The organism is Serratia sp. NA_112.1 (genome assembly GCF_052691715.1).
Genome location: NZ_JBQZFO010000002.1, coordinates 521,674 through 546,430, shown reverse-complemented (window position 1 = coordinate 546,430; position 24,757 = coordinate 521,674). Strand labels below are relative to the sequence as shown.

Annotated in this window: 22 protein-coding genes and 1 pseudogene; 12 read left to right on the top strand and 11 right to left on the bottom strand. The window is 54.1% G+C overall.

The genetic code is table 11. The features are described from left to right. Positions 1–90 precede the first annotated feature (90 nt). Positions 91–1,242: a MalY/PatB family protein gene (locus ACUTQ5_RS06925; protein WP_445650640.1), complete on the top strand. Its 1,152-nt coding sequence runs from the start codon at positions 91–93 to the stop codon at positions 1,240–1,242. Here the strand turns inward: ACUTQ5_RS06925 and ACUTQ5_RS06920 are convergent. Continuing rightward, positions 1,239–1,802, bottom strand: a complete 564-nt coding sequence (locus tag ACUTQ5_RS06920) for a VOC family protein (protein ID WP_261413644.1) — start codon at positions 1,800–1,802, stop codon at positions 1,239–1,241. The genes ACUTQ5_RS06925 and ACUTQ5_RS06920 overlap by 4 nt on opposite strands. A gap of 901 nt (positions 1,803–2,703) precedes the next feature. Here ACUTQ5_RS06920 and argS point away from each other — a divergent pair. Then, entirely contained in the window at positions 2,704–4,434 is a 1,731-nt protein-coding gene (argS, locus tag ACUTQ5_RS06915; RefSeq protein WP_445650639.1) for an arginine--tRNA ligase, read from the top strand. 239 nt (positions 4,435–4,673) lie between these two features. Here the strand turns inward: argS and murJ are convergent, their stop codons facing one another. The 4 genes from murJ to rimJ all read right to left on the bottom strand — a co-directional run bounded on the left by murJ (position 4,674) and on the right by rimJ (position 8,484). Continuing rightward, entirely contained in the window at positions 4,674–6,209 is a 1,536-nt protein-coding gene (murJ, locus tag ACUTQ5_RS06910) for a murein biosynthesis integral membrane protein MurJ (RefSeq protein WP_445650638.1), read from the bottom strand. 122 nt (positions 6,210–6,331) lie between these two features. Then, a complete protein-coding gene (locus ACUTQ5_RS06905; protein ID WP_445650637.1) occupies positions 6,332–7,252 on the bottom strand; it encodes a Gfo/Idh/MocA family protein in 921 nt (306 codons plus the stop codon). Continuing rightward, the gene (locus tag ACUTQ5_RS06900; protein WP_445650636.1) at positions 7,249–7,890 is read right to left on the bottom strand and encodes a YceH family protein; all 642 of its coding nucleotides are present in this window, start codon (positions 7,888–7,890) and stop codon (positions 7,249–7,251) included. Before ACUTQ5_RS06900 ends, ACUTQ5_RS06905 begins: the two co-directional genes overlap by 4 nt. A 9-nt stretch (positions 7,891–7,899) precedes the next feature. Further along, the gene (gene rimJ / locus ACUTQ5_RS06895) at positions 7,900–8,484 is read right to left on the bottom strand and encodes a ribosomal protein S5-alanine N-acetyltransferase (RefSeq protein WP_174353424.1); all 585 of its coding nucleotides are present in this window, start codon (positions 8,482–8,484) and stop codon (positions 7,900–7,902) included. Positions 8,485–8,828: 344 nt separating this feature from the next. Between rimJ and mdtH the strand changes: the two genes are divergently transcribed. The 5 genes from mdtH (at position 8,829) to ACUTQ5_RS06870 (ending at position 13,517) form a co-directional block, all read left to right on the top strand. Continuing rightward, positions 8,829–10,034 carry a multidrug efflux MFS transporter MdtH gene (mdtH, locus tag ACUTQ5_RS06890; protein ID WP_445650635.1) on the top strand — a complete coding sequence of 402 codons (1,206 nt, stop codon included), beginning with the start codon at positions 8,829–8,831 and terminating at the stop codon, positions 10,032–10,034. A gap of 86 nt (positions 10,035–10,120) precedes the next feature. Next, a complete protein-coding gene (locus ACUTQ5_RS06885; RefSeq protein WP_445650634.1) occupies positions 10,121–10,369 on the top strand; it encodes a hypothetical protein in 249 nt (82 codons plus the stop codon). 129 nt (positions 10,370–10,498) lie between these two features. After that, positions 10,499–11,146 (top strand): glutaredoxin 2, encoded by a 648-nt coding sequence (gene grxB / locus ACUTQ5_RS06880; protein ID WP_445650633.1) that lies wholly within the window; start codon positions 10,499–10,501, stop codon positions 11,144–11,146. 28 nt (positions 11,147–11,174) lie between these two features. Beyond that, positions 11,175–12,815: an ABC1 kinase family protein gene (locus ACUTQ5_RS06875; RefSeq protein ID WP_445650632.1), complete on the top strand. Its 1,641-nt coding sequence runs from the start codon at positions 11,175–11,177 to the stop codon at positions 12,813–12,815. 138 nt (positions 12,816–12,953) lie between these two features. After that, on the top strand, positions 12,954–13,517 hold the full coding sequence (locus ACUTQ5_RS06870; protein ID WP_445650631.1) for a lipoprotein: 564 nt from the start codon (positions 12,954–12,956) through the stop codon (positions 13,515–13,517). Positions 13,518–13,611: 94 nt separating this feature from the next. On the opposite strand, the gene yebF is transcribed toward ACUTQ5_RS06870, so the two are convergent. From yebF to dbpA, 4 genes are all read right to left on the bottom strand, one after another. Further along, positions 13,612–13,971 (bottom strand): protein YebF, encoded by a 360-nt coding sequence (gene yebF / locus ACUTQ5_RS06865; protein ID WP_445650630.1) that lies wholly within the window; start codon positions 13,969–13,971, stop codon positions 13,612–13,614. Between the two features lie 70 nt (positions 13,972–14,041). Then, positions 14,042–14,350: a N(4)-acetylcytidine aminohydrolase gene (gene yqfB, locus ACUTQ5_RS06860; protein ID WP_445650629.1), complete on the bottom strand. Its 309-nt coding sequence runs from the start codon at positions 14,348–14,350 to the stop codon at positions 14,042–14,044. 39 nt (positions 14,351–14,389) lie between these two features. Continuing rightward, positions 14,390–14,713, bottom strand: coding sequence for a YebG family protein (locus ACUTQ5_RS06855; protein WP_445650628.1), 324 nt, complete (start codon positions 14,711–14,713; stop codon positions 14,390–14,392). Positions 14,714–14,801: 88 nt separating this feature from the next. Next, on the bottom strand, positions 14,802–16,184 hold the full coding sequence (gene dbpA / locus ACUTQ5_RS06850) for an ATP-dependent RNA helicase DbpA (RefSeq protein ID WP_445650627.1): 1,383 nt from the start codon (positions 16,182–16,184) through the stop codon (positions 14,802–14,804). Positions 16,185–16,425: 241 nt separating this feature from the next. Here dbpA and purT point away from each other — a divergent pair, with 241 nt between their 5' ends. Then, entirely contained in the window at positions 16,426–17,604 is a 1,179-nt protein-coding gene (purT, locus tag ACUTQ5_RS06845) for a formate-dependent phosphoribosylglycinamide formyltransferase (RefSeq protein WP_445650626.1), read from the top strand. 33 nt (positions 17,605–17,637) lie between these two features. Here purT and ACUTQ5_RS06840 read toward each other — a convergent pair whose 3' ends face one another. Both ACUTQ5_RS06840 and ACUTQ5_RS06835 read right to left on the bottom strand, forming a co-directional pair. After that, positions 17,638–17,883 carry a YoaH family protein gene (locus ACUTQ5_RS06840; protein WP_445650625.1) on the bottom strand — a complete coding sequence of 82 codons (246 nt, stop codon included), beginning with the start codon at positions 17,881–17,883 and terminating at the stop codon, positions 17,638–17,640. Positions 17,884–17,946: 63 nt separating this feature from the next. Next, positions 17,947–18,620 (bottom strand): annotated as a pseudogene (locus tag ACUTQ5_RS06835) (glycosyltransferase); the annotation flags it as partial. A 486-nt stretch (positions 18,621–19,106) separates the two neighbouring features. Between ACUTQ5_RS06835 and pabB the strand changes: the two are divergent. The 4 genes from pabB to ACUTQ5_RS06815 all read left to right on the top strand — a co-directional run bounded on the left by pabB (position 19,107) and on the right by ACUTQ5_RS06815 (position 24,748). Then, positions 19,107–20,480 carry an aminodeoxychorismate synthase component 1 gene (pabB, locus tag ACUTQ5_RS06830; RefSeq protein WP_445650624.1) on the top strand — a complete coding sequence of 458 codons (1,374 nt, stop codon included), beginning with the start codon at positions 19,107–19,109 and terminating at the stop codon, positions 20,478–20,480. Beyond that, positions 20,477–21,055: a CoA pyrophosphatase gene (locus ACUTQ5_RS06825; RefSeq protein ID WP_445650623.1), complete on the top strand. Its 579-nt coding sequence runs from the start codon at positions 20,477–20,479 to the stop codon at positions 21,053–21,055. The genes pabB and ACUTQ5_RS06825 overlap by 4 nt, the downstream gene beginning before the upstream one ends. Positions 21,056–21,498: 443 nt before the next feature. Then, positions 21,499–22,863: an L-serine ammonia-lyase gene (sdaA, locus tag ACUTQ5_RS06820; protein WP_445650622.1), complete on the top strand. Its 1,365-nt coding sequence runs from the start codon at positions 21,499–21,501 to the stop codon at positions 22,861–22,863. 268 nt (positions 22,864–23,131) lie between these two features. Beyond that, entirely contained in the window at positions 23,132–24,748 is a 1,617-nt protein-coding gene (locus ACUTQ5_RS06815; protein WP_445650621.1) for an EAL domain-containing protein, read from the top strand. Positions 24,749–24,757 lie beyond the last annotated feature (9 nt).

The window sequence follows — 24,757 nt, the reverse complement described above, 5'->3', positions numbered from 1 at the left end:
GATGACGGCTAACCTGCGACGGCAATTGTTAATTTTTCAATTTATCTCTTAGGCTGATAAAAAGGTATCAACCTATACAGGGTAGTAACTATGGCATTCAATTTTGATCAATGGGTAGACCGTAGTCACAGTGACAGTGTTAAGTGGGATAAATATCGCGACCGCGACATTATTCCACTCTGGGTCGCTGATACCGACTTCCTGTCACCGCCGGCCATCATCGACGCATTACAGCAGCGTGTAGCACATGCGGTATTCGGCTACAGCCATCCCTCATCAGAACTTATTGAGGTCTTTACCCGCCGCATGCTGGAACGTTACGGCTGGCGTATCAAACCCGAATGGCTGATTTTCCTGCCTGGCCTGGTTTGCGGCCTTAATTTATGCGTGCGTGCCTTTACCGCAGAAGGAGAAGGCACTCTGGCACCGTCACCAATTTATCCCCCGTTTCGCAAAGCTGCGAAATTCGCCGGACGCCCCCAGTTGCCCGTGCCGTTGACGCTGCACGACCGTCGCTGGCTGTTGGATTTCAGCACCATTACCGGACAGCTCAGTGGCAAAGATAAATTACTGTTGTTGTGCAATCCGCAAAATCCGGGCGGTACGGTTTATCGTCGACAGGAGTTACTGCAGCATCATGAGTTTGCCCTTGCCCATGATCTGACAGTTTGTTCGGACGAAATTCATTGCGACCTGCTGCTGGAGCCCAGCTGCGAGCACATCCCCTTTGCCACCTTGAATGAAGATGCGGCCCAGCGCAGCATCACACTGATGTCGCCGTCGAAAACCTTCAACATTGCCGGGCTGGGGGCTTCGATGGCGATTGTCCCCAACCCGCAGTTACGCCAGAAGCTGACCCGTGCTCGCAGCGGCATCGTGCCAGAGGTGGACGTACTGGCGCTGGTTGCCGCCCAAGCCGCCTACCAGCATGGCCAAGACTGGCTGGACGCGCTGCTGATTTATCTGCGCGCCAATCGTGATTTGGTGACCGAGCGTATTAATGCCATGCCCGGACTGTTGCTGCAACCCATCGAAGCCACTTACCTGGCCTGGATCGACTGCAGCCAACTGAAGGTCGATAACCCGCACGCCTTTTTTGAACAGGCTGGCGTCGGGTTAAGTCCGGGGCTGGATTTTGGCAGCCGCCATTTTGTGCGTTTGAATTTTGGTTGCCGGCGCGAACTGCTGAGTCAGGCGCTGGATCGCATGATGCTGGCGACCCAGGCGCTGATGCCAAATTAGGCTTGCTCGCTGGCGACGATTTCCCGGATGGAATAAGGATGAAATTTGATAGTCACAGTCCCATCGGTGATCGCCAGTGTCGGGTTAGGTAAACGTTCGCCCTCACCCTGTGGTGAACTCTGCTTCAATTTAATCCCAGGAGCCAGCAACGCTTCATCGGGCAGATGGCTTAACGCCCGCGCATACAAAGTGGCCGGTTCGCCACTCAGCACCAGCTCCACATGTTCCCAGCCCTCGTGCGGATAACGTTTATCGCCGGGATAGGGCAGCTCCACGCAGTCGATCAACCATGGCCCGACCTTGAGCGGTTGCTGGAGATCAAACAAGCATATAGGACGGCCATTAATCATCGATTCTGACAACAGTGAGCCACAGTGTTCAAACCCCTGCCGCCAGCGATCGGCCGTGGTGTTTTGATGGCAACGTACCGAGATATGATCCGCAGTAAACTGGGACAAATCTAAATGCAGTTTTTCGGCGAACCGGCTCAACGCCAGTTCAAAGCGGGGTAAATCCAGCGCTAAATCGTTAAGTTCGGCCATCGCCGGGAAAGTGGTCATAGCGTCCTCGATACTACGGAAAGCGATTTTCAGGAGGTGTAATTTACACGGCTGAGGCGCTGCTAGCCACCCGGCTGACGCGGCAAGTTAATATTTTTTGCTCTCAACTAGAACGCCAAGATAAAGTGGCTATTTGTTGAACATAAAAAGCACAAAAGAATAATTTTTCGCGTTTTTATTACACTGCAGATTTTACTTTTTCAACCTTTAATTCCCGAAAAAGGCTATGGCATAAGTTTATAGTTTTTTCTTATGACCAGAGCACTGAAAATATTGCTAACTTATTAAGCAAAATAATTCACCACTGCCAACATTCATAAATGCTTAAGAAATAGTTAATTCATACGTAGCAAAAACACCCAGGAATGAACATCCATTAAAAAATAAAAACCAACCACCTGTTAACTAAAGACTTTGCAATAAAACCAGCATGAGATTCTTCCTAAACAAGATTACGGTAATTGCTTGGAAATATCAATTGAGCTACTTTAGTGAAAATTGAGTCAGAGATAATCATTTATGTTCCTTTTAATAGTTTCTTTGCTATTGGTAGTTATTGCTGCCTATGCGATATATCGTCATTTTAAATCACGTCGCAATAACACGCTGGATGCCGGCCGCCGAAACAAAAAACACTAGTTCTGCTGATTCCATTTTATCCCATCCATGTTTTTCTCGTATGCCGTTCACTCTGCCTCCGTCACTCATTGTAGACGGGCATTAATGAACCAAGACTTTCCCCCAATCCTCCCACGCCAACTGCTGACGTAACCCATCAAATCAGTTACAATTACAGGCTGTTTTGTGGTGGGCCGCCGTGTTGACGCGCAGCCAAAAAAACCACCTTTGAATCCCGCAGGGGCATGGCATACGGCCCCTCGTTCGTCATTAAGGTAACCCGGTGAATATTCAGGTTCTTCTTTCAGATAAAGTCAGCCAGGCGCTGATTGCCGCAGGCGCTCCAGCCGATTGCGAAGCGCAGGTCCGTCAATCAGCAAAAGCACAGTTCGGTGATTATCAGGCCAATGGCGTGATGTCAGTCGCCAAAAAACTCGGCATGCCGCCGCGCCAGTTGGCGGAAAAAGTGGTGCAACTGCTTGACCTCGGCGACGTCGCCAGCAAAGTGGAAATCGCCGGTCCCGGCTTTATCAATATTTTCCTGAACAGCCAATGGGTTGCCCAGCAAGCCGATCGCGTGCTGAGTGCGCCAAAACTGGATATTGCACCGGTCAAGCAACAGACTATCGTTATTGACTACTCTGCCCCCAACGTGGCGAAAGAAATGCACGTTGGCCACTTGCGCTCCACCATTATCGGTGACGCCGCCGCACGTACCCAGGAGTTCCTGGGCCATAAGGTGATCCGCGCTAACCACGTTGGCGACTGGGGCACCCAGTTCGGCATGTTAATCGCCTATCTGGAAAAAATGCAGAACGAGAACGCCAGCGATATGGCTCTGTCCGACCTGGAACAGTTCTACCGTGAAGCAAAGAAACACTACGATGAAGACGCCGATTTTGCCGAACGCGCTCGCGCCTATGTGGTGAAACTACAAGGCGGCGATCAGTACTGCCTGAAGATGTGGCGCAAGCTGGTCGACATTACCATGGCGCAAAATCAGCTGACCTATAACCGTCTGAACGTCACCCTGACCGAAGACGACGTGATGGGTGAAAGTCTGTACAACTCGATGCTGCCGGGGATTGTTGCCGATCTCAAGGCCAAGGGGCTGGCGGTGGAAAGCGAAGGCGCCACCGTGGTATTCCTCGATGAATACAAGAATAAAGACGGCGAGCCAATGGGTGTCATCATCCAGAAAAAGGATGGTGGCTACCTGTACACCACTACGGATATCGCCTGTGCCAAATACCGTTATGAAACGCTGGGTGCCGATCGTGTGCTGTATTACATCGACTCGCGTCAGCACCAACATCTGATGCAGGCCTGGACCATCGTGCGCAAAGCCGGCTATATACCGGACTCGCTGTCGTTGGAACACCACATGTTCGGCATGATGCTGGGTAAAGACGGCAAGCCGTTCAAAACCCGCTCAGGTGGCACGGTGAAACTGTCCGATCTGCTGGATGAAGCGGTGGATCGCGCCGGTAAACTGATCGCCGAGAAAAACCCGGATATGCCGGCAGAAGAAATGCAAAGCCTGGCCAATGCCGTTGGCATCGGTGCGGTAAAATACGCCGACCTGTCGAAAAGCCGGACTACCGATTACATCTTCGACTGGGACAACATGCTGGCGTTTGAAGGCAATACCGCACCTTATATGCAGTATGCCTATACCCGCGTTGCCTCGGTGTTCAAACGCGCCGGTGTCGATGAAAGCAATCTGACCCTGCCACTGGTGATGACCGAAGAGCGTGAAATCACGCTGGCAACCCGTCTGCTGCAGTTTGAAGAAGTGATCACCACAGTAGCGCGCGAAGGCACCCCACACGTGATGTGTAGCTACCTGTATGACCTCGCGGGCCTGTTCTCCGGCTTCTACGAGCACTGCCAGATCCTCAATGCGGACAGCGAAGAAGCGCGTCAGAGCCGCCTGAAACTGGCCTTGTTGACCGCCAAAACGCTGAAAGCCGGTCTGGATACGCTGGGCATCGAAACCGTCGAACGTATGTAACCTCTCGGGGTTGAATACGAAAAAGGGTCGCCGAGAGGCGACCCTTCAGACTGATGACAAACCTCATTCCTGCCCAGAGCGAGTAGAGGCCGATAAACAAAAATCAGGAAAATCAATTTATTGATTTTCGGCTGCTCACCACAAAGCAGGAAAAACCACGCTTTTTCCTGCTTTGTCAGCAACCTAAAGGGTCGCCGAAAGGCGACCCTTTTTTATGCTTTGGCAACGGCAATATCCGTTTATGCCACCCGGCGGGCGAAGTCGCGTGGCCGGAAGCCCAATCCAGCCAATACGCCAAAGTAAGCCACCACGCCGGTGACTACCACGACCGCCAGACGCAGCAAGCGCTCCAGCATATTGCCCTGATCCCAGGCCGGCATTAGCCACATCACACCGACTAGCACCACCGACATCACCATTACCGCAATCATCAGCTTGGTCAGGAACATCGCCCAACCCGGCTGGGGATGGAAAATCTTCTGCTTACGCAACTGCCAGTACAGCAGCGAAGCGTTAAGGCAGGCCCCGAGACCAATCGACAGCGAAAGCCCGGCATGTTTCAGTGGACCGATAAACATCAGGTTCATCACCTGGGTTAAAATCAGCGTGATAATGGCGATTTTAACCGGCGTTTTAATGTCCTGGCGTGAATAGAATCCTGGCGCCAACACCTTAACCACGATTAACCCCATCAGCCCGACCGAATAGGCCACCAGCGCACGCTGAGTCATGGCGGCATCAAAGGCACTGAACTTGCCGTACTGGAACAACGAAACGGTCAACGGCTTGGCCAAAATACCCAGCGCGATAGCACTCGGCAGCGCCAGCAGGAAGCACAGACGCAGCCCCCAGTCCATCAGTCGGGAATATTCGTCGTGGTTACCGCTGGAGAAGCTTTTTGCCAGCGACGGCAACAAAATAGTGCCCAATGCCACACCCAACACCCCGGAAGGAAACTCCATCAGACGGTCGGCATAATACATCCAGGAAACCGAGCCCGAGACCAGGAACGAGGCAAAAATGGTGTTGATGATCAGTGAAATCTGGCTAACCGAAACGCCAAAAATTGCCGGCCCCATCTGACGCATCACACGCCATACCCCGGCATCACCAAGTTTGATACGCGGCAGTACCAACATGCCGATTTTCTTCAGGTGCGGCAGTTGATAACCCAGCTGCAGTACCCCACCGACCACCACCGCCCAGGCCAGCGCCATCACCGGTGGATTGAAGTATGGCGCGGCAAACAGCGCGAAACCGATCATGCTGATGTTCAACAAGGTTGGCGCAAACGCCGGGATCGAGAAACGGTTCCAGGTATTGAGGATCGAGCCGACCAGCGAAGCCAGCGAAATCAGCAAAATATAGGGGAAGGTAACGCGCAGCAATGATGACGTCAGAGCAAATTTGTCCGGTGAATCGACAAAACCCGGAGCGGTAATGTAGATAACCCAGGGGGCGGCCAGCATACCCAACACCGTGACCAACGCCAGTATCAGCGTCAACAGACCAGAAACGTAGGAAATAAAGGTACGTGTCGCCTCGTCACCCTGCTGGTTTTTATATTCGGCCAGGATCGGTACAAAGGCTTGAGAAAATGCGCCCTCGGCAAAAATACGCCGCAGAAGGTTAGGCAGCTTGAACGCCACGAAGAAGGCATCTGTTGCCATTCCGGCGCCAAATACCCGCGCCACGATAGCGTCACGAGCAAAGCCCAGCACCCGCGAAAACATCGTCATAGAGCTGACGGCGGCCAACGATTTTAGTAGGTTCATGTGGTTTTTCTGATGTGCCCTGTAAATGTCGACGCCTGCATCAGCAGGCGTCAGTAAAACTATCGGCTAAGTTTACTCATCCCCGGCAGAATAGCTACCGCCATATGTTACATGGAGTTACCTTATAAGCCGGTATCGCACAACAGTTTTTCAATCACCCTTTGAGCTGCAATCGCCTGTTCTCCGGCGGTTTCCGGCTGCGTCTGGTTGCTGACAGAAGTAATAAAATGACGAACTGCACCGTCAAAGCCGCGCTGTGCCAAAGTGGTCTGCCAGCCTGGCGCCGGTTGCTCCAGCACACCTTGTGAGTCTTCCCGCAGCCACTGACGCATATCGCTCAACTGATAGACTGCGCCATCGGTTACTGCCTGCACGCTTTCGCGCTGGCTGCCAGCGCGGCGATGCATACTGGTGGTCACCAACGTTTCACCGCACTCAAAATGATGCTCGGCATACATCAACTCACCGGCCGCCGTGGCTCGCAAGCTACCGCTGAGTAATTTTCCCCCATCGCCACCCAGCCACAGCGCGGTATCCACCACGTGCAGATAATCGTCCAGCAGGGTCAAGCGCAGGCTATTTGGCCCGACGCTGTCGGCACGGTGTTTATCCATGCGAACCGAGGCCGGTTGCTGCATCTGTTGCTTCAACTGACGATATAACGGCGCAAAACGACGGTTAAAACCCACCATCAGCGTTTTGCCCTGCTTTTCAGCCAGGGCGATCAACTGCTCGCCTTGTTCAACCGTCTCCGCCAGCGGCTTGTCGACATAGACATGAACGCCGTAACGCAGTAATTCGCTAATAACCTGAAAATGACTGGCGGTACTGCTGTGCACGAAAACGGCATCGCATTGCTGAGCCAAAGTGTCCAGCCCGGAAAAACAGGCCATCCGATAGCTGTCGCAGAGCGGTTGCGCCTTTTGCTGGTTGGGGGAGAAACCGCCGACCAGCGTCCAGTCCGCTGCCTGACTCAGGATCGGCAAATAGGCTTTTTGCGCAATACCGCCCAACCCCACGACGCCAACACGTAATTTAGTCATTCGCTCTCCCGCAGCAAAAGCGCATGCACTTGCTGTTTTAACTGTGCCACTTCGTTTTCCAATACGCTGACGCGCTGGCTCAATTCAGTGTCATTGGCCGGAGCTGCTTCTGCCGGTTCCTCGTCAATCTGGCCGCAGAACAAATGCATAAACCGGCTTTCACGCTTGCCCGGCTCGCGCGCCAGACGCACCACAAAGGGGCCATCCTCTCGGGCGCTCAGATTCGTCAGCACCTGCTCCACTTCAGTAACGTCATTAAACTCATGCATACGGTTAGTGCGAGTGCGCAGTTCACCGGGAGTTTGCGCGCCACGAAGCAACAAGGTGGCAACCACCGCCACCTCGGCGGCAGACAGTTTTAGCTGACCAAACTCCGAATTACAGAAACGGTGCTCATATTTGACCACTCGATTGCCGAAGCCGCTGAGGGTGCGCAGAAAATGTTTCTTTAGCAACAGGTCGAGAATTTGCTGCACTTCGCTTTCCGTCAGCTCCATCACCGGTTCGCGGTTGGTTTTCTGGTTGCAGGCAAGCTGGATGCCATTGAGAGAAAGGGGATACTGGTCCGGGGTAGTCACCTGCTTTTCCAGCAGGCAACCAATTACCCTGGCTTCTTTAGCGCTTAATTCATATTTCATTTTCTGGCCTCAGCGTGGCGGTAGCCATTCTTTATTGGTTAATGCCGTCAGTACGTGATCCTGCCACTGCCCGTCGATCAGCAGATAATCCTTGGCATAGCCTTCACGTTCAAATCCCAGGCGGGTCAACAACGCGCCGCTGCGCTGATTGTGCGGCATGTAGTTGGCCATAATGCGATGCATTCGCTGCTGACGCAGCATATAGCGGATTGCGGACTGCAGCGCTTCATACATCAGTCCTTGCCCCTGCCATTTTTCGGCCAATGAATAACCGAGGAAACAGGCATGGAAAGAACCACGCAGCACATTGCTGAAGTTCGCCACGCCCTGCACTTCATGTTCTTCCTGATCGAGCAGGATAAAATAGTAGGCGCTGCCCTGTTTTTGCATTTCGGTGATCATCCCAAGCCGTGCCTGCCAGCCGGAAGGATAACAATGGCTTTCATCCCGAACCGGTTCCCAAGGCTTAAGAAAGGCTCGATTTTCGGCATAGTATTCCGCCAGCCGGTAGGCATCGCGTTCATGAACTAAACGGACAACCAGCCGGTCGGTGGTGAGGCGTACTTTTGGTGATGCAGAGCGATAGCCAAACATCATTTCCCCCGCGGTCAGAACGGTTCGATAAGAAGTATTTATTGGGCGCATGTCTGGATATTCATCCTGCGACGAACCTATCCTGGGCCATTATTTTTTAAACAGCGGCGCAGAACCGCACTTACCCTCATTTAATATAACCGTAGCCTGCCCCGGAGGTAAAATCCCGACAGCTCAGTAAATAAGCGATTGGCCATTTTACGGCTATTTTCGTGCTGTTTTGCCGTGCAGGTAACGTATTGACGATAAAAAAATATTATCTTCCTCGCCCCTATCGGCAATCCGGGAATGGGTACAAACTAGGGCGGTCGCACTCCTCTCCCCTTAATTGCCCGTGGTGAAGCATGTCTCTGGTATCGCAAGCTCGGAGCTTGGGTAAGTATTTTCTATTACTCGATAACCTGTTAGTGGTTTTAGGTTTTTTTGTTGTCTTTCCACTTATTTCGATTCGCTTTGTCGATCAGCTTGGCTGGGCGGCCGTGGTGGTCGGTGCCGCACTGGGTTTACGGCAATTAATCCAACAGGGATTGGGCATTTTTGGCGGAGCAATCGCCGACCGATTTGGTGCCAAACCGATGATCGTCACTGGCATGCTGATGCGCGCGGCCGGTTTCGCCACCATGGCAATGGCCGATCAACCCTGGTTGCTGTGGTTCTCCTGCGCCCTTTCCGCCCTCGGTGGCACCTTGTTTGACCCACCACGCACCGCGCTGGTGATTAAGCTCACTCGTCCGCATGAGCGTGGCCGTTTTTACTCCCTGTTAATGATGCAGGACAGTGCCGGGGCGGTGATTGGCGCCCTGATCGGCAGTTGGCTGCTGCAATATGATTTCCACTTCGTTTGCTGGGTCGGCGCGGGCATTTTCGTGTTGGCCGCGTGCTGGAACGCCTGGCTGCTGCCGGCATACCGTATTTCTACGGTCCGCACCCCGATGAAGGAAGGCATGATGCGCGTACTGCGTGACCGCCGTTTCCTGACCTACGTGCTGACGTTGACCGGCTACTATATGCTGTCGGTGCAGGTGATGTTGATGCTGCCGATCGTGGTCAATGAAATCGCCGGTTCACCCACGGCGGTAAAATGGATGTATGCCATCGAAGCCGCGCTGTCGCTTTCGCTGCTGTACCCACTGGCTCGCTGGAGCGAAAAACGTTTTCGGCTGGAACAGCGATTGATGGCCGGTCTGCTGCTCATGACCCTCAGCCTGATACCGGTTGGGCTGGCAACCAGCCTGCAGGGCGTCTTTACCCTGATCTGCTGTTTCTATCTCGGTTCCATCATCGCCGAGCCAGCGCGTGAAACCCTCAGTGCCTCGCTGGCCGATCCACGCGCACGCGGCAGCTACATGGGGTTCAGCCGCCTGGGGCTGGCGTTGGGCGGCGCACTGGGTTACACCGGCGGCGGCTGGATGTACGACACCGGCCACTCGCTGAACATGCCGGAACTGCCGTGGCTACTGCTGGGTATCACAGGCTTTATTACCCTGTTCGCACTTTACTGGCAGTTCAACCCGCGCAGCAGCGCACCGGTGATTGCCTCGGGGGGCTAAGGATTTTCTCTAAGTTGCCAGAAAATCAGCCAAATTTTCCATAGCTGCTATCCTGATAGTAAAAGCATAAACAGGAGAAGTTGGCGATGACCGATGAATCAAAATTACCGCAGTTACTGGAGCACATGGTACTGAACCTGCGCATGCTGTACGCGCGCTCAACCCTGGTAGAAAAAGCGCTGGCCCATATCATTGCGGGAAATGCCGACCTGAAGAGCGACATCATCAAGCAGTTGCAGATAGTCCACGCCAGCAACGAACGGGATAAAATCGATCTGGAAGAGGCGCGTATCCATCTGATAGAAGTGATCAACTCCGTTCCAACCAAAAAATAACGCCTGCTTTGGCCCCCGTACTTTGCGCGGGCCATTCAACAATAACGCACCTTCCAACAAGAACTCTTCGCGACAACCTCAGTATGCTGTGATAACTATTGCTGTTAAAACCTGACAACCGGAGCAAGCATGAGACTGTTTATCTACGATCATTGCCCATTCTGCGTTAAAGCCCGCATGATTTTTGGCCTGAAAAATCTGCCCGTCCGCCTGGTCACCCTACTCAACGATGATGAAGCGACGCCGATCGGCATGATTGGCAAGAAAATGGCCCCCATTCTGCAAAAAGACGACGACAGTTACCTGCCGGAAAGCATGGATATCGTGCATTACGTCGATCAACTCGACGGTAAACCCCTGCTGACCGGTAAAATCAACCCGGCGATCGCCGACTGGCTACAGCGGGTCGGTAGCTACAGCCTCAACTTGCTGCTGCCACGCTTTGCCAACGCGGATTTCGAAGAGTTCGCCACAGCAAGCGCACGCCAGTATTTTACCGACAAAAAACAGGCTTCAATCGGTGACTTCTCCCCGCACCTTGCCGACAGCGCCGATCTAATCGCTCAACTGGAAGCCGATCTCCAGATGCTTTCCGGGCTGATAGACTCCCCTGATGCCGTGAACGGTACCCTGTCGGAAGACGATATTCACCTATTCCCACTGCTGCGTTCGCTGTCGATCGTCGCCGGGCTTACGCTGCCGGATAACGTAGAAGCCTATCGTAACCGTATGGCGCAGCGCAGTGATATTCCGCTGCTGTTCGATATGGAACAGTGATCCCCCGCAATTAGGATATAGCGCGCAAATGTTGAAAATGGTGCTGGTTACCGCCCGCGATCGGGCGAGGCTGAAAGAAATCTCTGCGGTACTGATCCGCTACGGCCTGCAGGATGTAATTCGCCTGCTGGGCCTGAGCACCCTGCTAAGCGGCGGTGAAGGCGGCGGTGAGCCACAGGATAACCAAACCTTACCACAACGCTTGCGCGCCGCACTGGAAGCGCTGGGGCCAACCTTCGTCAAGTTCGGCCAGATCCTGGCGACCCGCTCAGACCTGTTGGACTCAAGCTGGACCGACGAACTGGATCGCCTGCACAGCCAGGCGACACCCCTGGCCTGGAGCGAACTGGCACCGCAAATTACCGCCGATTTGGGTGGTGACCCACGCCAGCTGTTCGCCGAGTTTGATGAAGCCCCACTAGCCGCCGCATCGATGGCACAGATTTATCGCGCCCGTTTGCACAGCGGTGAAGCCGTGGTGATCAAGGTATTGCGCCCTGGTCTGGCAAAAACCATTCACGCCGATTTGCGCCTGCTTGCCTATCTGGCGGAAACCGTGGAACAGCAAAGTCCGGCACTGGCCCGCTACCGGCCGCGCCAAATGGTACGAGCGCTGGCAACCGCGCTTAATCACGAACTGGACCTGACTCACGAAGGTAATAACTGTGAACGGGTGGCTCAGCAATTTGCTCAACAGCCCGAGGTAGTGATACCGAAAATTTACTGGCAATGGTCGTCAAAACGTCTGCTGGTACAGGAGTTTCTGCCCGGCATCGCGCCGGAAAATCCACAGCAATTGGCAACCGCCGGCTTTGATGGCCCGCTTCTGGCACAGCGCGGCGCTAAAGCCTTTATGAAAATGGTGCTGGAGCACCGGCTTTATCACGCCGATCCGCACCCGGGCAACGTGATGGCGCTGGCGGATAACCGCGTCGGCTTTATCGATTTCGGTATGGTCGGCCAACTTTCCGAACGGCGGCGTAATCAGTTGCTGCTGTTGCTGCAGGCGATTGCCGAACGAGAGTCCGGCGGTATCGTCAATACCTTGATCGCTTGGTCGGACAGCGATCCTCTGGATCTGCTGGATTTGGAACTGGCGGCGCAAAACTTTCTCGATAAGCAGGCTTCGGCAACCCTGACGCTGGGTAAGGCATTGACCGATCTGCTGGTGATGGCGCGTGAACATCAGTTGGCGCTGCCACCGGATCTGGTATTGCTGTTCAAGGCGTTAATCACCGCAGATGGCGTGTTGCACCGGCTGGATCCCAATTTCGACATCATCGCCACCCTAAAACCGATGCTGCAACAGGTGATGCTGCAGCGTTACACCCCTGAAGCTGTGCGTCGAAGGATGCTGGCCCTGGGCGGTGAAGCACTGGACGCAAGCGAAGAACTTCCACAAACCCTGCGTCTGCTGATGCGCCGACTAAAGCGCGGGCAAATCAGCGCCGATATCAACCTCAAGAACATCAGCCAGTTAAGCCAGGCACTGGAGCGGGCAGCAGTCACCCTGGCCATTGCCATAGTGACCGCTGCCTTCACGCTGGGCCTGGCGCCCTACCTGATGCAATCCTCGGTGCGGCTTTGGGGCATCCCGCTGTTTCCGACATTGGGTGCGTTAGCCTGTCTGGGGGGCGTATTGTTGCTGGCATTGCGTTTACGCCGCTGAGCAGTTTCGGCGTTATCCGATAGGTCGTGACAAATTTCCCGCGCATTATCAATATTATCCCAAGTTCCGAAAGGGCCGAGGTATACTGCGCCCATATCAATCAGGGCGGATAGATAGGCCCCCTACACGTGAGTACTTATGAAAAAAATTATGATGGGTGTTGCAGCCCTGGCATTTGTTGGCGCATTGGTCGGCTGCAACCAGCTGACCCAATACACACTTAGCGAGCAGGAAGTGAACGACTACCTGCAAAAGCATAATGATTATCAGAAGCAGATCGGCGTGCCGGGATTAGTGAACGCCAATATCGTGCTGACGCAGTTACAGAGCCAAATTGGCCGTAGCGAACCGGGCAAAGTCACCCTTTCCGGCGATGCTAAAGTGAATATTACCTCGATCCTCGGCCCGCAGACTGCGGATCTGAAGCTGACGCTGAAGGCACAGCCGGTCTATGACCGTGAGCAAGGCGCGGTATTCCTGAAGGACATGGAGTTGACCGACTATAGCGTGCAGCCGGAGAAAATGCAGACGGTAATGAAAGCGCTGACGCCTTACCTGAACCAGTCGCTGAAATCCTACTTCGACCAAAAACCGGCCTACGTGCTGAACCCGGATAACAGTAAAACCGAGGCGATGGCCAAGAAACTGGCGAAAGGACTGGAAGTGAAACCGGGCGAACTAGTGATCCCGTTCACCGACTAAGCCCCACAGTTTGCAACAAAAAGCCCGCTGATAAGGCGGGCTGAGTATTTCCAGTCAGGTAACCAATACAGGCCTCCCTCTGAAACTTGCGCTATTACTGTGGTTCGCTGTAGGTAATCTTGCCGGCGTTACAGTCCAGGACCACGTTATAGGTTTTATCCTGTTTGGTGCCGCGAACCGTTAAAGGAACCTGCCAGACGGCATCTTTACCGGTAATGGCTTCCGGGCTGATCCAGGCTATCGGGGTAGCCGTGCCCAGCAGCTTTTTATCTGCTTCCCAGCGCGTGATGCGGTTTTGCAGAAAATCGCTTTTCACCTGAGCGGCAACGTCCGTTGGTTGCAGACCCGCGCATTGCGCGACTTTGGCGCTACGTTGCTCCTGTGCCTGCACCGGGGTAGTTAGCCCCGCCATGGCCAACAGTGCTACCGCCAAACTTAGTCCCGTTGTTTTCATATTCCCTCCAGTTGTGATTAACGCTATCCGCAGGCGCTGGCCCTTGGCTCACAACTGGTCTGGCTAAAGATCAGCGTTTGGCGAAGGTGATGACAAACAGCTCATCCAGCCCCGGATAGATTTCCTTGATCACCTGCTTCAGTTCGCTGAGCGACATATTCTCCTGCCGGGCATGCTGCTCGGTTAACCCGTCCAGACGCACCGGGGTGACTGACAGCACTTCAATCTGGCAGAAAAACACGTTGTCTTCATTACGGCTAACGCGCAATACCTCACCGGGTTGAAAGTGAGATTCACCGGCATCCCGAATGGTAATGGTCTTGCGGCCAGCCAAAATATCTGGCTCGAAGCGACTGAAGAAAGTTATTCCACGGCTCATTCTAGACCCTTTTTCATCACATTACCGCAACATAAGTCATTATGCTGCCTGCTTTTCTGACGCAGCCCCCTCTTTAGTGGTAGCGACAGATTTTTCCGTTTTCACTTTGACGGGTTTCTTAGGCGCTTCTGTCGGCGCAGCGCCACGCAGAATTTGCCCCAGTACGTCTTTATTCTCCGCCAGGAAGAAGCTCAACCCTTCACGCTGCTCATCATCCAGAGTCAGGGGTGACTGCTGCAGCCATTCACCGAGGTTATCCGCCAGATCCAGCATTTTGTCGTAAGCGTCGGCTTCTTTCTTGGTTGCGAAAGTCATCTTTTCCTCACCGTTTCTCACCACCACATATTTAACTTCAACGGCCATGTGTGCATTCCTCAAAGGTTAGAATACTGTATTTTTATACAGTATAAGGTGATTTTACGCAGGTATGCAAGTACACCCCTGACGCGACTTATTTCAACAATCGCACCTTGCAGTTCTTACCCTTGATTTTACCCTGCTGAAGCTGTTGCAGTGCCTTTCGGGCGCTTTCCTTGCGGATCGCCACATAGGCATGCACCGGGAACATGTCGATCTTGCCCACTTCCGCCGCTGTCAGCCCAGCATCGCCGGTCAATGCGCCAAGAATGTCGCCTGGACGGATTTTGGCCTTGCGACCACCATCGATGCACAGGGTGACCATTTCGGCTTCCAGCGTGGTATTCCCTGCCCCACTCAGCTCAGATACCGGCGCCCACTTAACCTTGGTTTGCAAATAGTCTTCAATGGCGTGTGCGCGCGTCATTTCCTGCGGTGTACACAGACTGATCGCCATGCCGCTCAAACCGGCACGGCCGGTACGACCGATGCGGTGTACGTGCACTTCCGGATCAAATGCCAACTCGTAGTTGACTACCAGCTCCAGCTCTTTGATATCCAGGCCACGCGCGGCGACGTCGGTTGCCACCAATACCCGGCAACTGCGGTTGGCAAAACGCACCAGTACCTGGTCACGATCGCGCTGTTCCAGATCGCCATGCAGCGCCAGCACGTTGATGCCGCGAGCTTCCAGCGCTTCATACACGCTTTGACAATCACGCTTGGTGTTGCAGAACACCACGCAGGAAGAAGGCTGGTAATGGCGGATTGCCGACACCAGCACCGCCGGACGCTGATCGCGGGTAGTTTCATAGAAGCGTTGTTCGATGGTGGTTTGTTCTTCACCGTCGTCCACTTCCACATTTAACGGGCTGCGCTGGACGCGTGCGCTGATACGTTCGATACCGCTCGGATAGGTTGCCGAGAACAACAACGTTTGGCGCTGTGACGGCGTATAGCTGATCACGTCATCGATGTCATCGGCGAACCCCATGTCCAACATGCGGTCAGCTTCGTCCAGCACCAGCACTTTCAGTTCATTCAGTACCAGCGTTTTCTTGCGCAGGTGTTCCTGAATGCGCCCCGGCGTCCCCACCACAATATGCGGGGCATGCACCAGCGAGTCGAGCTGCGGCCCCATCGGCTGGCCGCCGCACAGGGTCAAAATTTTAATGTTCTGGGTGAAGCGCGCCAAACGGCGCAATTCTTTGCTCACCTGGTCAGCCAGCTCACGCGTCGGGCACAGGATCAACGCCTGCGCGGCCACCTGAGCTACGTTAATTTTGTCCAGCAAACCGATGCCGAACGCCGCCGTTTTACCGCTGCCGGTTTTTGCTTTGGCACGTACGTCCTGCCCATTCAGGATGGCGGGCAGTGCGGCGGCCTGCACCGGTGTCATTTCGGCATACCCCAGTTCGTTGAGGTTGGCCAACTGTTCGGCTGGCAGCGGCAGGGAAGAAAAAGATACTGTGCTCACGGCGATAACTCTTTATGGCAAATGGAATGGCGGCGCGCTCAAGGCAGCACCGAATCAGCCGCAGATGATAACAGAGATAGGGTGAATTACGGATTTCAGGCATAAAAAAAGCCGGTAAGGGTGGCTTTTGACCATCATAACGACAGTCCCATAGCCCCCGGCTGCACACGCAAACGTTTTCGTATATACTGCTGGGCCATTATCAGTCCGCATTACACTCCACAGATCCAGGTACGAGACTATGTTAACTATTGGAACCGCCCTGCGCCCATCCGCCACCCGCGTTATGTTGCTCGGCTCCGGCGAGCTGGGTAAAGAAGTGGCTATCGAATGCCAGCGTTTAGGCCTCGAAGTCATCGCCGTTGATCGCTATGCTGACGCCCCTGCCATGCATGTGGCACACCGCAGCCACGTGATTAACATGCTGGACGGCAACGCGCTGAAAGCCGTGATCGAGCAGGAACGTCCTGACTATATCGTGCCGGAGATCGAGGCTATCGCCACCAGCATGCTGGTTGAACTGGAACAGCAAGGACACCGCGTGGTGCCCTGTGCCGAGGCAACGCGCCTGACGATGAACCGCGAAGGCATCCGCCGACTGGCTGCCGAAACCCTCGGGCTGCCCACCTCCAGCTATCGCTTTGCCGATGGCGAGCAGGCTTTCCGACAAGCGGTCGAGCAAATCGGCTACCCGTGCATCATTAAGCCGGTGATGAGCTCTTCCGGCAAAGGCCAAAGCCTGATCCGCAACCCGGAACAGCTGAAAACCGCCTGGGATTACGCCCAGCAAGGCGGTCGTGCTGGCGGTGGCCGGGTGATTGTTGAAGGGCTGGTGAAATTTGATTTTGAAATAACCCTGCTGACCATCAGCGCAGTCGATGGCGTGCATTTCTGCGCGCCGATCGGCCATCGTCAGGAGGACGGCGATTACCGCGAATCCTGGCAACCTCAGCAGATGAGTGACCTGGCGCTGAGTCGTGCACAGGCGATTGCAGAAAATGTGGTGAAGGCGCTGGGCGGTTTTGGCCTGTTCGGCGTTGAATTATTTGTCTGTGGCGATGAAGTTATCTTCAGTGAGGTATCACCGCGCCCGCACGATACCGGCATGGTGACCCTGATTTCACAAGACCTGTCCGAATTTGCGCTACACGTTCGCGCCTTCCTCGGTCTGCCGATTGGCACCATTCGCCAGTTTGGCCCTTCTGCTTCGGCGGTGATCCTGCCACAGCTAATCAGCAGTGACTTACGTTTTAGCGGTCTGGATCGCGCGCTGGTCGGTCACAATCAACTGCGTTTGTTCGGCAAGCCGGAAATTAACGGTCAACGTCGGATGGGGGTTGCACTGGCAACGGCAGAAAATGTAGAGCTGGCGGTGGAATCGGCCAAACGGGCCGCCGCTGCGGTGGTGATTGAAGGGTAATGCTTTGGGGCCGGTTTGCCGGCCCCGACAACATCAATAGTTTTCGTCTTCTTCCGAGTCATCATCAGCCTGGTCATCCGGCCGTTCCTGATACTCTTCATTGTCGTCTTCGTCATCGAACATGACGCTAACCTGGTCACCCTGATGTTGTTCGCGGATTTCCTGCGCGACGCGCGCGATGGCTTCACCACTGCTCATGCCTTGTTCCATCAACAGATGGATACGATCTGCAGCTTCCTGCTGCTCTAGATGACTCAGTGACGGCATACCTGCAAGCATGTGTTTCTCTCCGGCAAAATGGAGGCTGAGTATACGCCTTAAAGCGGCGGATCCCAACGCCTGTTATTCAGTAGCCTGCAGTGAACAAGGATCGTCATGTCGCCACTGCTTCAGGCGTTGAAGCCAGAGAATAACGTGCCATCCCTGTTTAAGGCCGCGCGCGTTATCAACCATCGCCCGATCGATGCCAAGCTGAAAGAACTCATCGGTGATGCGACACTAGGCCGCCAGCTCGGGCTCACGACGAATGCTGTGGCAAATGTCCAGGGCTTCACGGGTAATCTGCCAGTGGAAAGCCGGGCGGATGGCAATTTTATCGGCATAACGCCGATTCAATGCCACCAGCATGGCGACTATTTTTATGTAATGGCGTTGATACTCAACGTTTGCCTTGCCCGTACGGCGGCGGTTACTGCTCGACTGGCCGTGCACCCGCTGGCGATACAGCGCTTTGCTAAGGTATTTTACCGCTGTGCATTAAACATCACTTCAGTAGTCCAGGGAATATCCTGATGATGCAAACCCGGTTCGAAATACAACCGGTGCTGCTTAATAAAATCAAGGCGATATACCGCCAACCAGACCACATGAATAAACTTTCTTGATTTTAACGCACGCTCCAGCCATTGCACGCCGCTAATAACAACGGTATCCCCTAATCGCTTTAGCGGAATAATCGGCTGCAGTTCATCCTGGTCGGTGAAATACCGTTCACCGTTACACTGCATGACATCAACAGTTCACCCACATTGTGCCACGGGACTATGACACTCAGCATTAGGGGCATAGGCAGCTCTTCGCAAAAAGTAACGAATGAATATTTCTATTTTTTTTAAAGTATCAGGGTGCAATTAAATTAAATAAGGCACTGCCCCTTGGACTTCGCAGGGGCAAAAATACGTCTTGTTACCATTTATATTTTAAGATCTGCGCATGCACAGACGAGTGATAACAAGCAAAAAAAAATAACTGGATGAAACTAATAATGAAATTTAGAATTAGAAACCATCCAATCCAAGAATTATCTCAACCGTTCGCTGGTGTCGTTTTAACCTATTGGATTATAGCCAAATTCGCAAAAAATGCTTCATTTGCAAAATTGTTTACTCATCGTTTATACGAACTGTGCTTATACGCCTGATGCCAGAGCATGCGTCAACCGGTTGAATATGGCAGAATAGCCGTCAGAAACCGCCGCCCCGTCAGTTAGGTTTATGAGGCCCATGAGCGCAACCGCACCGAATCTTAAGTCTTTACCCTACACCCGCACCGCCCTGCTGGAGCTGTTTGCCCCGCTGGCCTCACAGCCCTGGGCGATGTTGCTACATTCCGGTTTTGCCGAACACTCACATAACCGTTTCGATATTCTGGTGGCGCAACCCTGTGCCACCCTGACCACTCGCGGCCCCATTACCGATATCCGTTGCGGTGAAGAGCATTGGCAGTCGCCGGAAGACCCTTTCAGCCTGATACAACAGCAGTTGGAACAGCTGAACCTGCATCCGGATGTGAATGCCTGCCTGCCGTTCCAGGGCGGTGCCCTCGGATTGTTCGGTTACGATTTGGGCCGCCGGGTTGAAAAACTGCCGCAACGGGCACAGGCAGATATCAAGCTGCCCGATATGGCGGTCGGTATTTACGACTGGGCGGTGATAGCCGATCACCACCGACAGACGCTGACGTTACTCAGCTATGATAATGGGGAACAGCGCTGGCAGTGGCTCCGCAATCAGCAGTCTGCGCCCCGGTCGGCATTTACCCTGACCAGCTCCTGGCAGGCCAATATGACGCGGCGGCAATACGGGGAAAAGTTCCAGCGTATTCAGCATTACCTTCGCAGTGGCGACTGTTATCAAATCAATCTGGCGCAACGTTTTGCTGCCGATTATCAGGGCGATGAATGGCAAGCCTTTCAGCAATTGAGCGCCAGCAACCGCGCGCCCTTCTCTGCCTTCCTGCGCCTGCCGGATAACGCCGTGCTGAGCGTTTCACCCGAGCGCTTTTTGTGGCTGGAGAACCAACATATTCAAACCCGCCCGATCAAAGGCACCCTGCCGCGACTGGCCGATGCCGGGCAGGATGCGCAACAGGCACAACGCCTGGCAAACTCCAGCAAAGACCGTGCGGAGAACCTGATGATTGTCGATCTACTACGCAATGATATCGGCCGCGTCGCCGAACCGGGCAGCGTGCAGGTTCCCGAACTGTTTGTGGTCGAACCCTTCCCGGCAGTACATCACCTGGTCAGCACCATCACCGCCACCCTGCCGCAACACACTCCGGCGACCGAACTGTTGCGCGCCTGTTTCCCTGGCGGATCCATTACCGGGGCGCCCAAGGTACGAGCTATGGAGATTATTGAAGAGCTGGAGCCACAGCGACGAAACGCCTACTGCGGCAGCATCGGCTATATCAGCGCCTGCGGCACCATGGACACCAACATCACTATCCGCACCTTGATCACCGAAAACGGCCGTATTTACTGTTCCGCCGGCGGTGGTATCGTTACCGATAGCCAGGAACAGGCGGAATATCAGGAAACCTTTGATAAGGTCGGTCGCATTCTGCCGCAACTGGGGGAGTTTATCGCTTCGTGAACCAACCCACTTATCCAGCCTCGCTGGAAGCCTTTATCAGCCGCTTTCAGCTGCAACTGCCACAGGCATCGCAGATTTCACATAACGTTCGGCCCGCAGCGGTGCTGATCCCGATTATCTGCCGCCCCGAACCTACCCTGTTACTGACCCGCCGCGCCGACTCGCTGCGCAAGCATCCGGGCCAGGTGGCGTTTCCGGGCGGCAAAACCGATGCTGAAGACACCTCGGCGATTATCACCGCCCTGCGTGAAGCTCAGGAAGAAGTGGCTATCCCACCTCAGGCCGTGACCATTCTGGGTCAACTGGCCCCTCTCGACAGCAGCACCGGTTTTCAGGTGACCCCGGTGGTTGGCTTGATTTCACCCGATGTGCAATTTTTCGCCAATGAAGACGAAGTGGCCGAGGTTTTTGAAATGCCGCTGCACGAAGCGCTGACGCTTTCGCGCTATTATCCGTTGGATATTCACCGCGCCGGTCATTCACACCGCATTTACCTGTCCTGGTATCAGAGCCAATTTGTCTGGGGATTGACCGCCGCCATCATTCGACGACTGGCACAACAGGTCAGCATTTAACGCCAATACTGTGATGCCCATCACAAGCCAAACGGTTACCTGCTCAACAGGCGTGGGTAAAGCGATCGGCATCACTTCATTGGTTTGCTTTTTAAACTACCTTTCTGGCTATCAGATTTTTAAAAAATCTGTAAACCCTCTCTTCAACCTTACGAAATACCTGTAAAATACCGCAGTCCGGAATAAACCACTATTTCAGCAGGGTTTAAGCTGGCCGCGTTCAGCAGCGGAAGCTGGCGCGATTGCCATTAACCGAGTTTAGGCAACGGATGTTCTACGAACGGCCAAATGCCTGCGGCAATCAGTAAAAACTAACACCAAGGATTATTTTATTTCATGCGAAAAAGGCAGCCAAACCCGTGCGGCCCTTTTACAATATCGCTGTTCCCTGCTCGGTTTTTAACCGCTGCAGCCATAACAATATGCCTCTAAGGAGTTTTAGCGTGATTAGCGTTTTCGACATGTTTAAGATCGGCATCGGCCCGTCCAGCTCTCATACGGTTGGACCGATGAAAGCCGGCAAACAGTTTGTCGACGATCTGGTAAATCAAGGCCTGATGCCTTCTATCACGCGTGTTGCCGTAGATGTTTACGGCTCACTCTCATTGACCGGTAAAGGTCACCATACCGATATCGCTATCATTCTCGGCCTGGCGGGCAATATGCCCGACACCGTTGATATCGATAGTATCCCGGGCTTTATTCGCGATGTAGAACAACGTCAACGCCTGATGCTGGCCAACGGCTTGCATGAGGTTGATTTCCCGCGTGACGGCGGCATGGTTTTCCGCAGCGACAATTTGCCGCTGCATGAGAACGGCATGCAGATCCACGCCTTCGCCGGGGATAAACAAGTTTACAGCAAGACTTACTACTCACTCGGCGGCGGTTTTATCGTCGACGAAGAGAACTTCGGCAAAGCCGACGCGCACGAGTTGAGCGTCCCTTATCCGTTCAGTTTTGCTCGTGATATTCTCGCCCACTGCCGTGATACCGGGCTGTCCTTTTCTGGTCTGGTAATGCAGAACGAACTGGCGCTGCACAGCAAGCAGGATATCGAAACCTACTTCGGCAACATTTGGCAGACCATGCGCGCCTGTATCGATCGCGGGTTGAACACCGAGGGCGTCCTGCCGGGGCCACTGCGTGTGCCACGTCGTGCCTCCGCACTGCGTCGCATGCTGGTGTCTTCCGACAAGCTGTCCAACGATCCGATGAACGTGATTGACTGGGTCAACATGTTCGCATTGGCGGTCAACGAAGAGAACGCGGCCGGCGGGCGAGTCGTCACCGCGCCGACCAACGGTGCCTGTGGCATCGTCCCTGCCGTACTGGCTTACTATGACCACTTTATTGAATCCGTCAGCCCGGATATTTATATCCGTTACTTTATGGCCGCGGGCGCAGTAGGCGCATTGTACAAAATGAACGCCTCTATCTCCGGTGCCGAAGTGGGCTGCCAGGGTGAAGTGGGCGTGGCCTGCTCAATGGCCTCAGCCGGTCTGGCCGAACTGCTGGGTGCCAGCCCGGAGCAGGTTTGCATCGCGGCTGAGATCGGCATGGAGCACAACCTGGGGCTGACCTGTGACCCGGTTGCCGGCCAGGTTCAGGTTCCTTGCATTGAACGTAATGCCATTGCTTCGGTGAAAGCGATCAACTCGGCGCGTATGGCGCTGCGTCGTACCAGTGAGCCACGTGTCTCGCTGGATAAGGTGATCGAAACGATGTATGAAACCGGTAAAGACATGAACGCCAAATACCGCGAAACTTCTCGCGGCGGTCTGGCGATCAAAGTGCAGTGTGACTGACCCTCTAACCCCGCCTTTCCGGCGGGGTTTTTCTTTCTGCCCTTGAGTCAGTCAAATCATTGCCCCTTTTAGTGACAACGTCACATTGAGATTCAAAACCCTATCCCACAGTTAACCGGCAATTTAGCCCTCTGTTTCACTAAATTTAAATAATTTATTGGGTTAACATCACTCTTGTATAACGACAGGCTAGAATTAGCCAAGTATCATTTAGGGCAGTTTGGCCTGACGGTGATTCTGGACTGGCTTACCGAACAAGGATTTAGCGATGTTGATGACCCAACTTGCCGTGACCAAATACCGCTATTACCGTTGGCTACTGGCCGGTGCGGTCGGGTTGGCTATTCTGCTGTTATCGCTCTACACCCGTTATTATCAAGAAATTGGCACTATTGAACAAAACCGGCAGGTGCTCGCCACCCGTACCGTCGCCAAGATTAACGATCTGCTGACACCGGCAAAACAACAGGCCGAGCGCTCTATGCCCCTGCTGGGCTCCACCTGTGAAGAGGTGATGCCAACGCTGCGTTTTCGCGCCGCACAAAACCAGGCCCTGAGGGCAATGCTGCTGGTTAAGGACGGAGTTATTTACTGTTCCAGCCTGTTTGGCACCCGTCAGTACGTTTTCAGCGCTATTTTGCCCAGCGTAGCAAACGCTGGCACGAAGCTGGTGTTACGACCTTCACTCGCTGTCACCAAAGGCGTGCCGACCCTGATCATGTGGACTCCCGCGCAGCCTGATAACCACAGTAACGGCGTGTTGCACGTGTTCAATATTGAGCTATTGGCGAACTTCCTGTTAGAACCTCAAGAACCCTACGCGCAGCGGGTGGTGCTGAACGTCGGCAACTACAGCCTGGAATACGGTCGCCGGGAAATCTTGCGTAGCGATACCCTGACCACTGACCTGCGCTATACCGCAAAATCTACCAAGTATCCGTTCTCTATTTCACTGTTCGGCCCGCAGGCCAGCATGCTGGCGCTGGCGGCGCTGCCACGTCATATCCCTCTCTCGTTGCTGATCAGCCTGCTGGCGGCCTATGTGGTGTATCTGCTCACCGCTAATCGCATGAGCCTGTCGTATCACATTGGCCACGCCATTTCCCACCGCGAATTCCGCGTTTACTGTCAGCCCATCATCAATGCTGAAACCGGCCGCTGTGTCGGGGTCGAGATTCTGCTGCGCTGGAAAAACAAGCGCCAGGGCTGGATCTCCCCCGACGTGTTTATCCCGCTGGCGGAACAGCATGGCTTGATCATCGCCCTGACCCGATACCTGATGAATACCGTGGTGGAAAACCTGCAGTTGTTCCCACCACGCCCGTCGTTTTATATCAGCATCAACGTCGCGGCTGAGCATTTCAACGAGGTGGCCATTATCGATGATATCCGCCGCCTGTGGCTTCCCGCCCATCCGATGCCTTCGCTGATGCTCGAGTTGACCGAGCGCACCGCCCTGTCGGAAATTCACTACGAGCAGATCAAAACGCTGAAGGAAATGGGCATCATGCTGGCGATTGACGACTTTGGCACCGGGCACAGTTCACTCAGCTACCTGAAAAAACTCAGCCCTGACGTATTGAAAATCGACCGGGGTTTCACCGCCGCCATAGGTACCGATGCGATTAACGCCACCGTCACCGATACCATCATTACTCTGGCACAACGGCTTAAGCTGAAACTGGTGGCTGAAGGGGTAGAAACCGCTGAGCAGGCCGATTATCTGCGCTCGCGCGAGGTCAATTCATTGCAGGGATTCTATTTCGCCAAGCCAATGCCCATCAATGTCTTTCCATTGTGGTTACAGCAGTATGAGTCTCGGTTGCGGGCGGCAAATCAGCGGGAAGAACAGCAGAAGGAGCAGGAAAGCAAGCCGGAGGCGTGATGCCTCCGG

Excerpts from the sequence above, each read along its gene's own strand:
- ACUTQ5_RS06925 (WP_445650640.1), top strand. The coding sequence starts at position 91 with ATGGCATTCAATTTTGATCAATGGGTAGACCGTAGTCACAGTGACAGT.
- ACUTQ5_RS06920 (WP_261413644.1), bottom strand. The coding sequence starts at position 1,802 with ATGACCACTTTCCCGGCGATGGCCGAACTTAACGATTTAGCGCTGGAT.
- murJ (WP_445650638.1), bottom strand. The coding sequence starts at position 6,209 with ATGAACCTACTAAAATCGTTGGCCGCCGTCAGCTCTATGACGATGTTT.
- ACUTQ5_RS06905 (WP_445650637.1), bottom strand. The coding sequence starts at position 7,252 with ATGACTAAATTACGTGTTGGCGTCGTGGGGTTGGGCGGTATTGCGCAA.
- ACUTQ5_RS06900 (WP_445650636.1), bottom strand. The coding sequence starts at position 7,890 with ATGAAATATGAATTAAGCGCTAAAGAAGCCAGGGTAATTGGTTGCCTG.
- rimJ (WP_174353424.1), bottom strand. The coding sequence starts at position 8,484 with ATGTTTGGCTATCGCTCTGCATCACCAAAAGTACGCCTCACCACCGAC.
- mdtH (WP_445650635.1), top strand. The coding sequence starts at position 8,829 with ATGTCTCTGGTATCGCAAGCTCGGAGCTTGGGTAAGTATTTTCTATTA.
- ACUTQ5_RS06885 (WP_445650634.1), top strand. The coding sequence starts at position 10,121 with ATGACCGATGAATCAAAATTACCGCAGTTACTGGAGCACATGGTACTG.
- grxB (WP_445650633.1), top strand. The coding sequence starts at position 10,499 with ATGAGACTGTTTATCTACGATCATTGCCCATTCTGCGTTAAAGCCCGC.
- ACUTQ5_RS06875 (WP_445650632.1), top strand. The coding sequence starts at position 11,175 with ATGTTGAAAATGGTGCTGGTTACCGCCCGCGATCGGGCGAGGCTGAAA.
- ACUTQ5_RS06870 (WP_445650631.1), top strand. The coding sequence starts at position 12,954 with ATGAAAAAAATTATGATGGGTGTTGCAGCCCTGGCATTTGTTGGCGCA.
- yebF (WP_445650630.1), bottom strand. The coding sequence starts at position 13,971 with ATGAAAACAACGGGACTAAGTTTGGCGGTAGCACTGTTGGCCATGGCG.
- yqfB (WP_445650629.1), bottom strand. The coding sequence starts at position 14,350 with ATGAGCCGTGGAATAACTTTCTTCAGTCGCTTCGAGCCAGATATTTTG.
- ACUTQ5_RS06855 (WP_445650628.1), bottom strand. The coding sequence starts at position 14,713 with ATGGCCGTTGAAGTTAAATATGTGGTGGTGAGAAACGGTGAGGAAAAG.
- purT (WP_445650626.1), top strand. The coding sequence starts at position 16,426 with ATGTTAACTATTGGAACCGCCCTGCGCCCATCCGCCACCCGCGTTATG.
- ACUTQ5_RS06840 (WP_445650625.1), bottom strand. The coding sequence starts at position 17,883 with ATGCTTGCAGGTATGCCGTCACTGAGTCATCTAGAGCAGCAGGAAGCT.
- pabB (WP_445650624.1), top strand. The coding sequence starts at position 19,107 with ATGAGCGCAACCGCACCGAATCTTAAGTCTTTACCCTACACCCGCACC.
- ACUTQ5_RS06815 (WP_445650621.1), top strand. The coding sequence starts at position 23,132 with ATGTTGATGACCCAACTTGCCGTGACCAAATACCGCTATTACCGTTGG.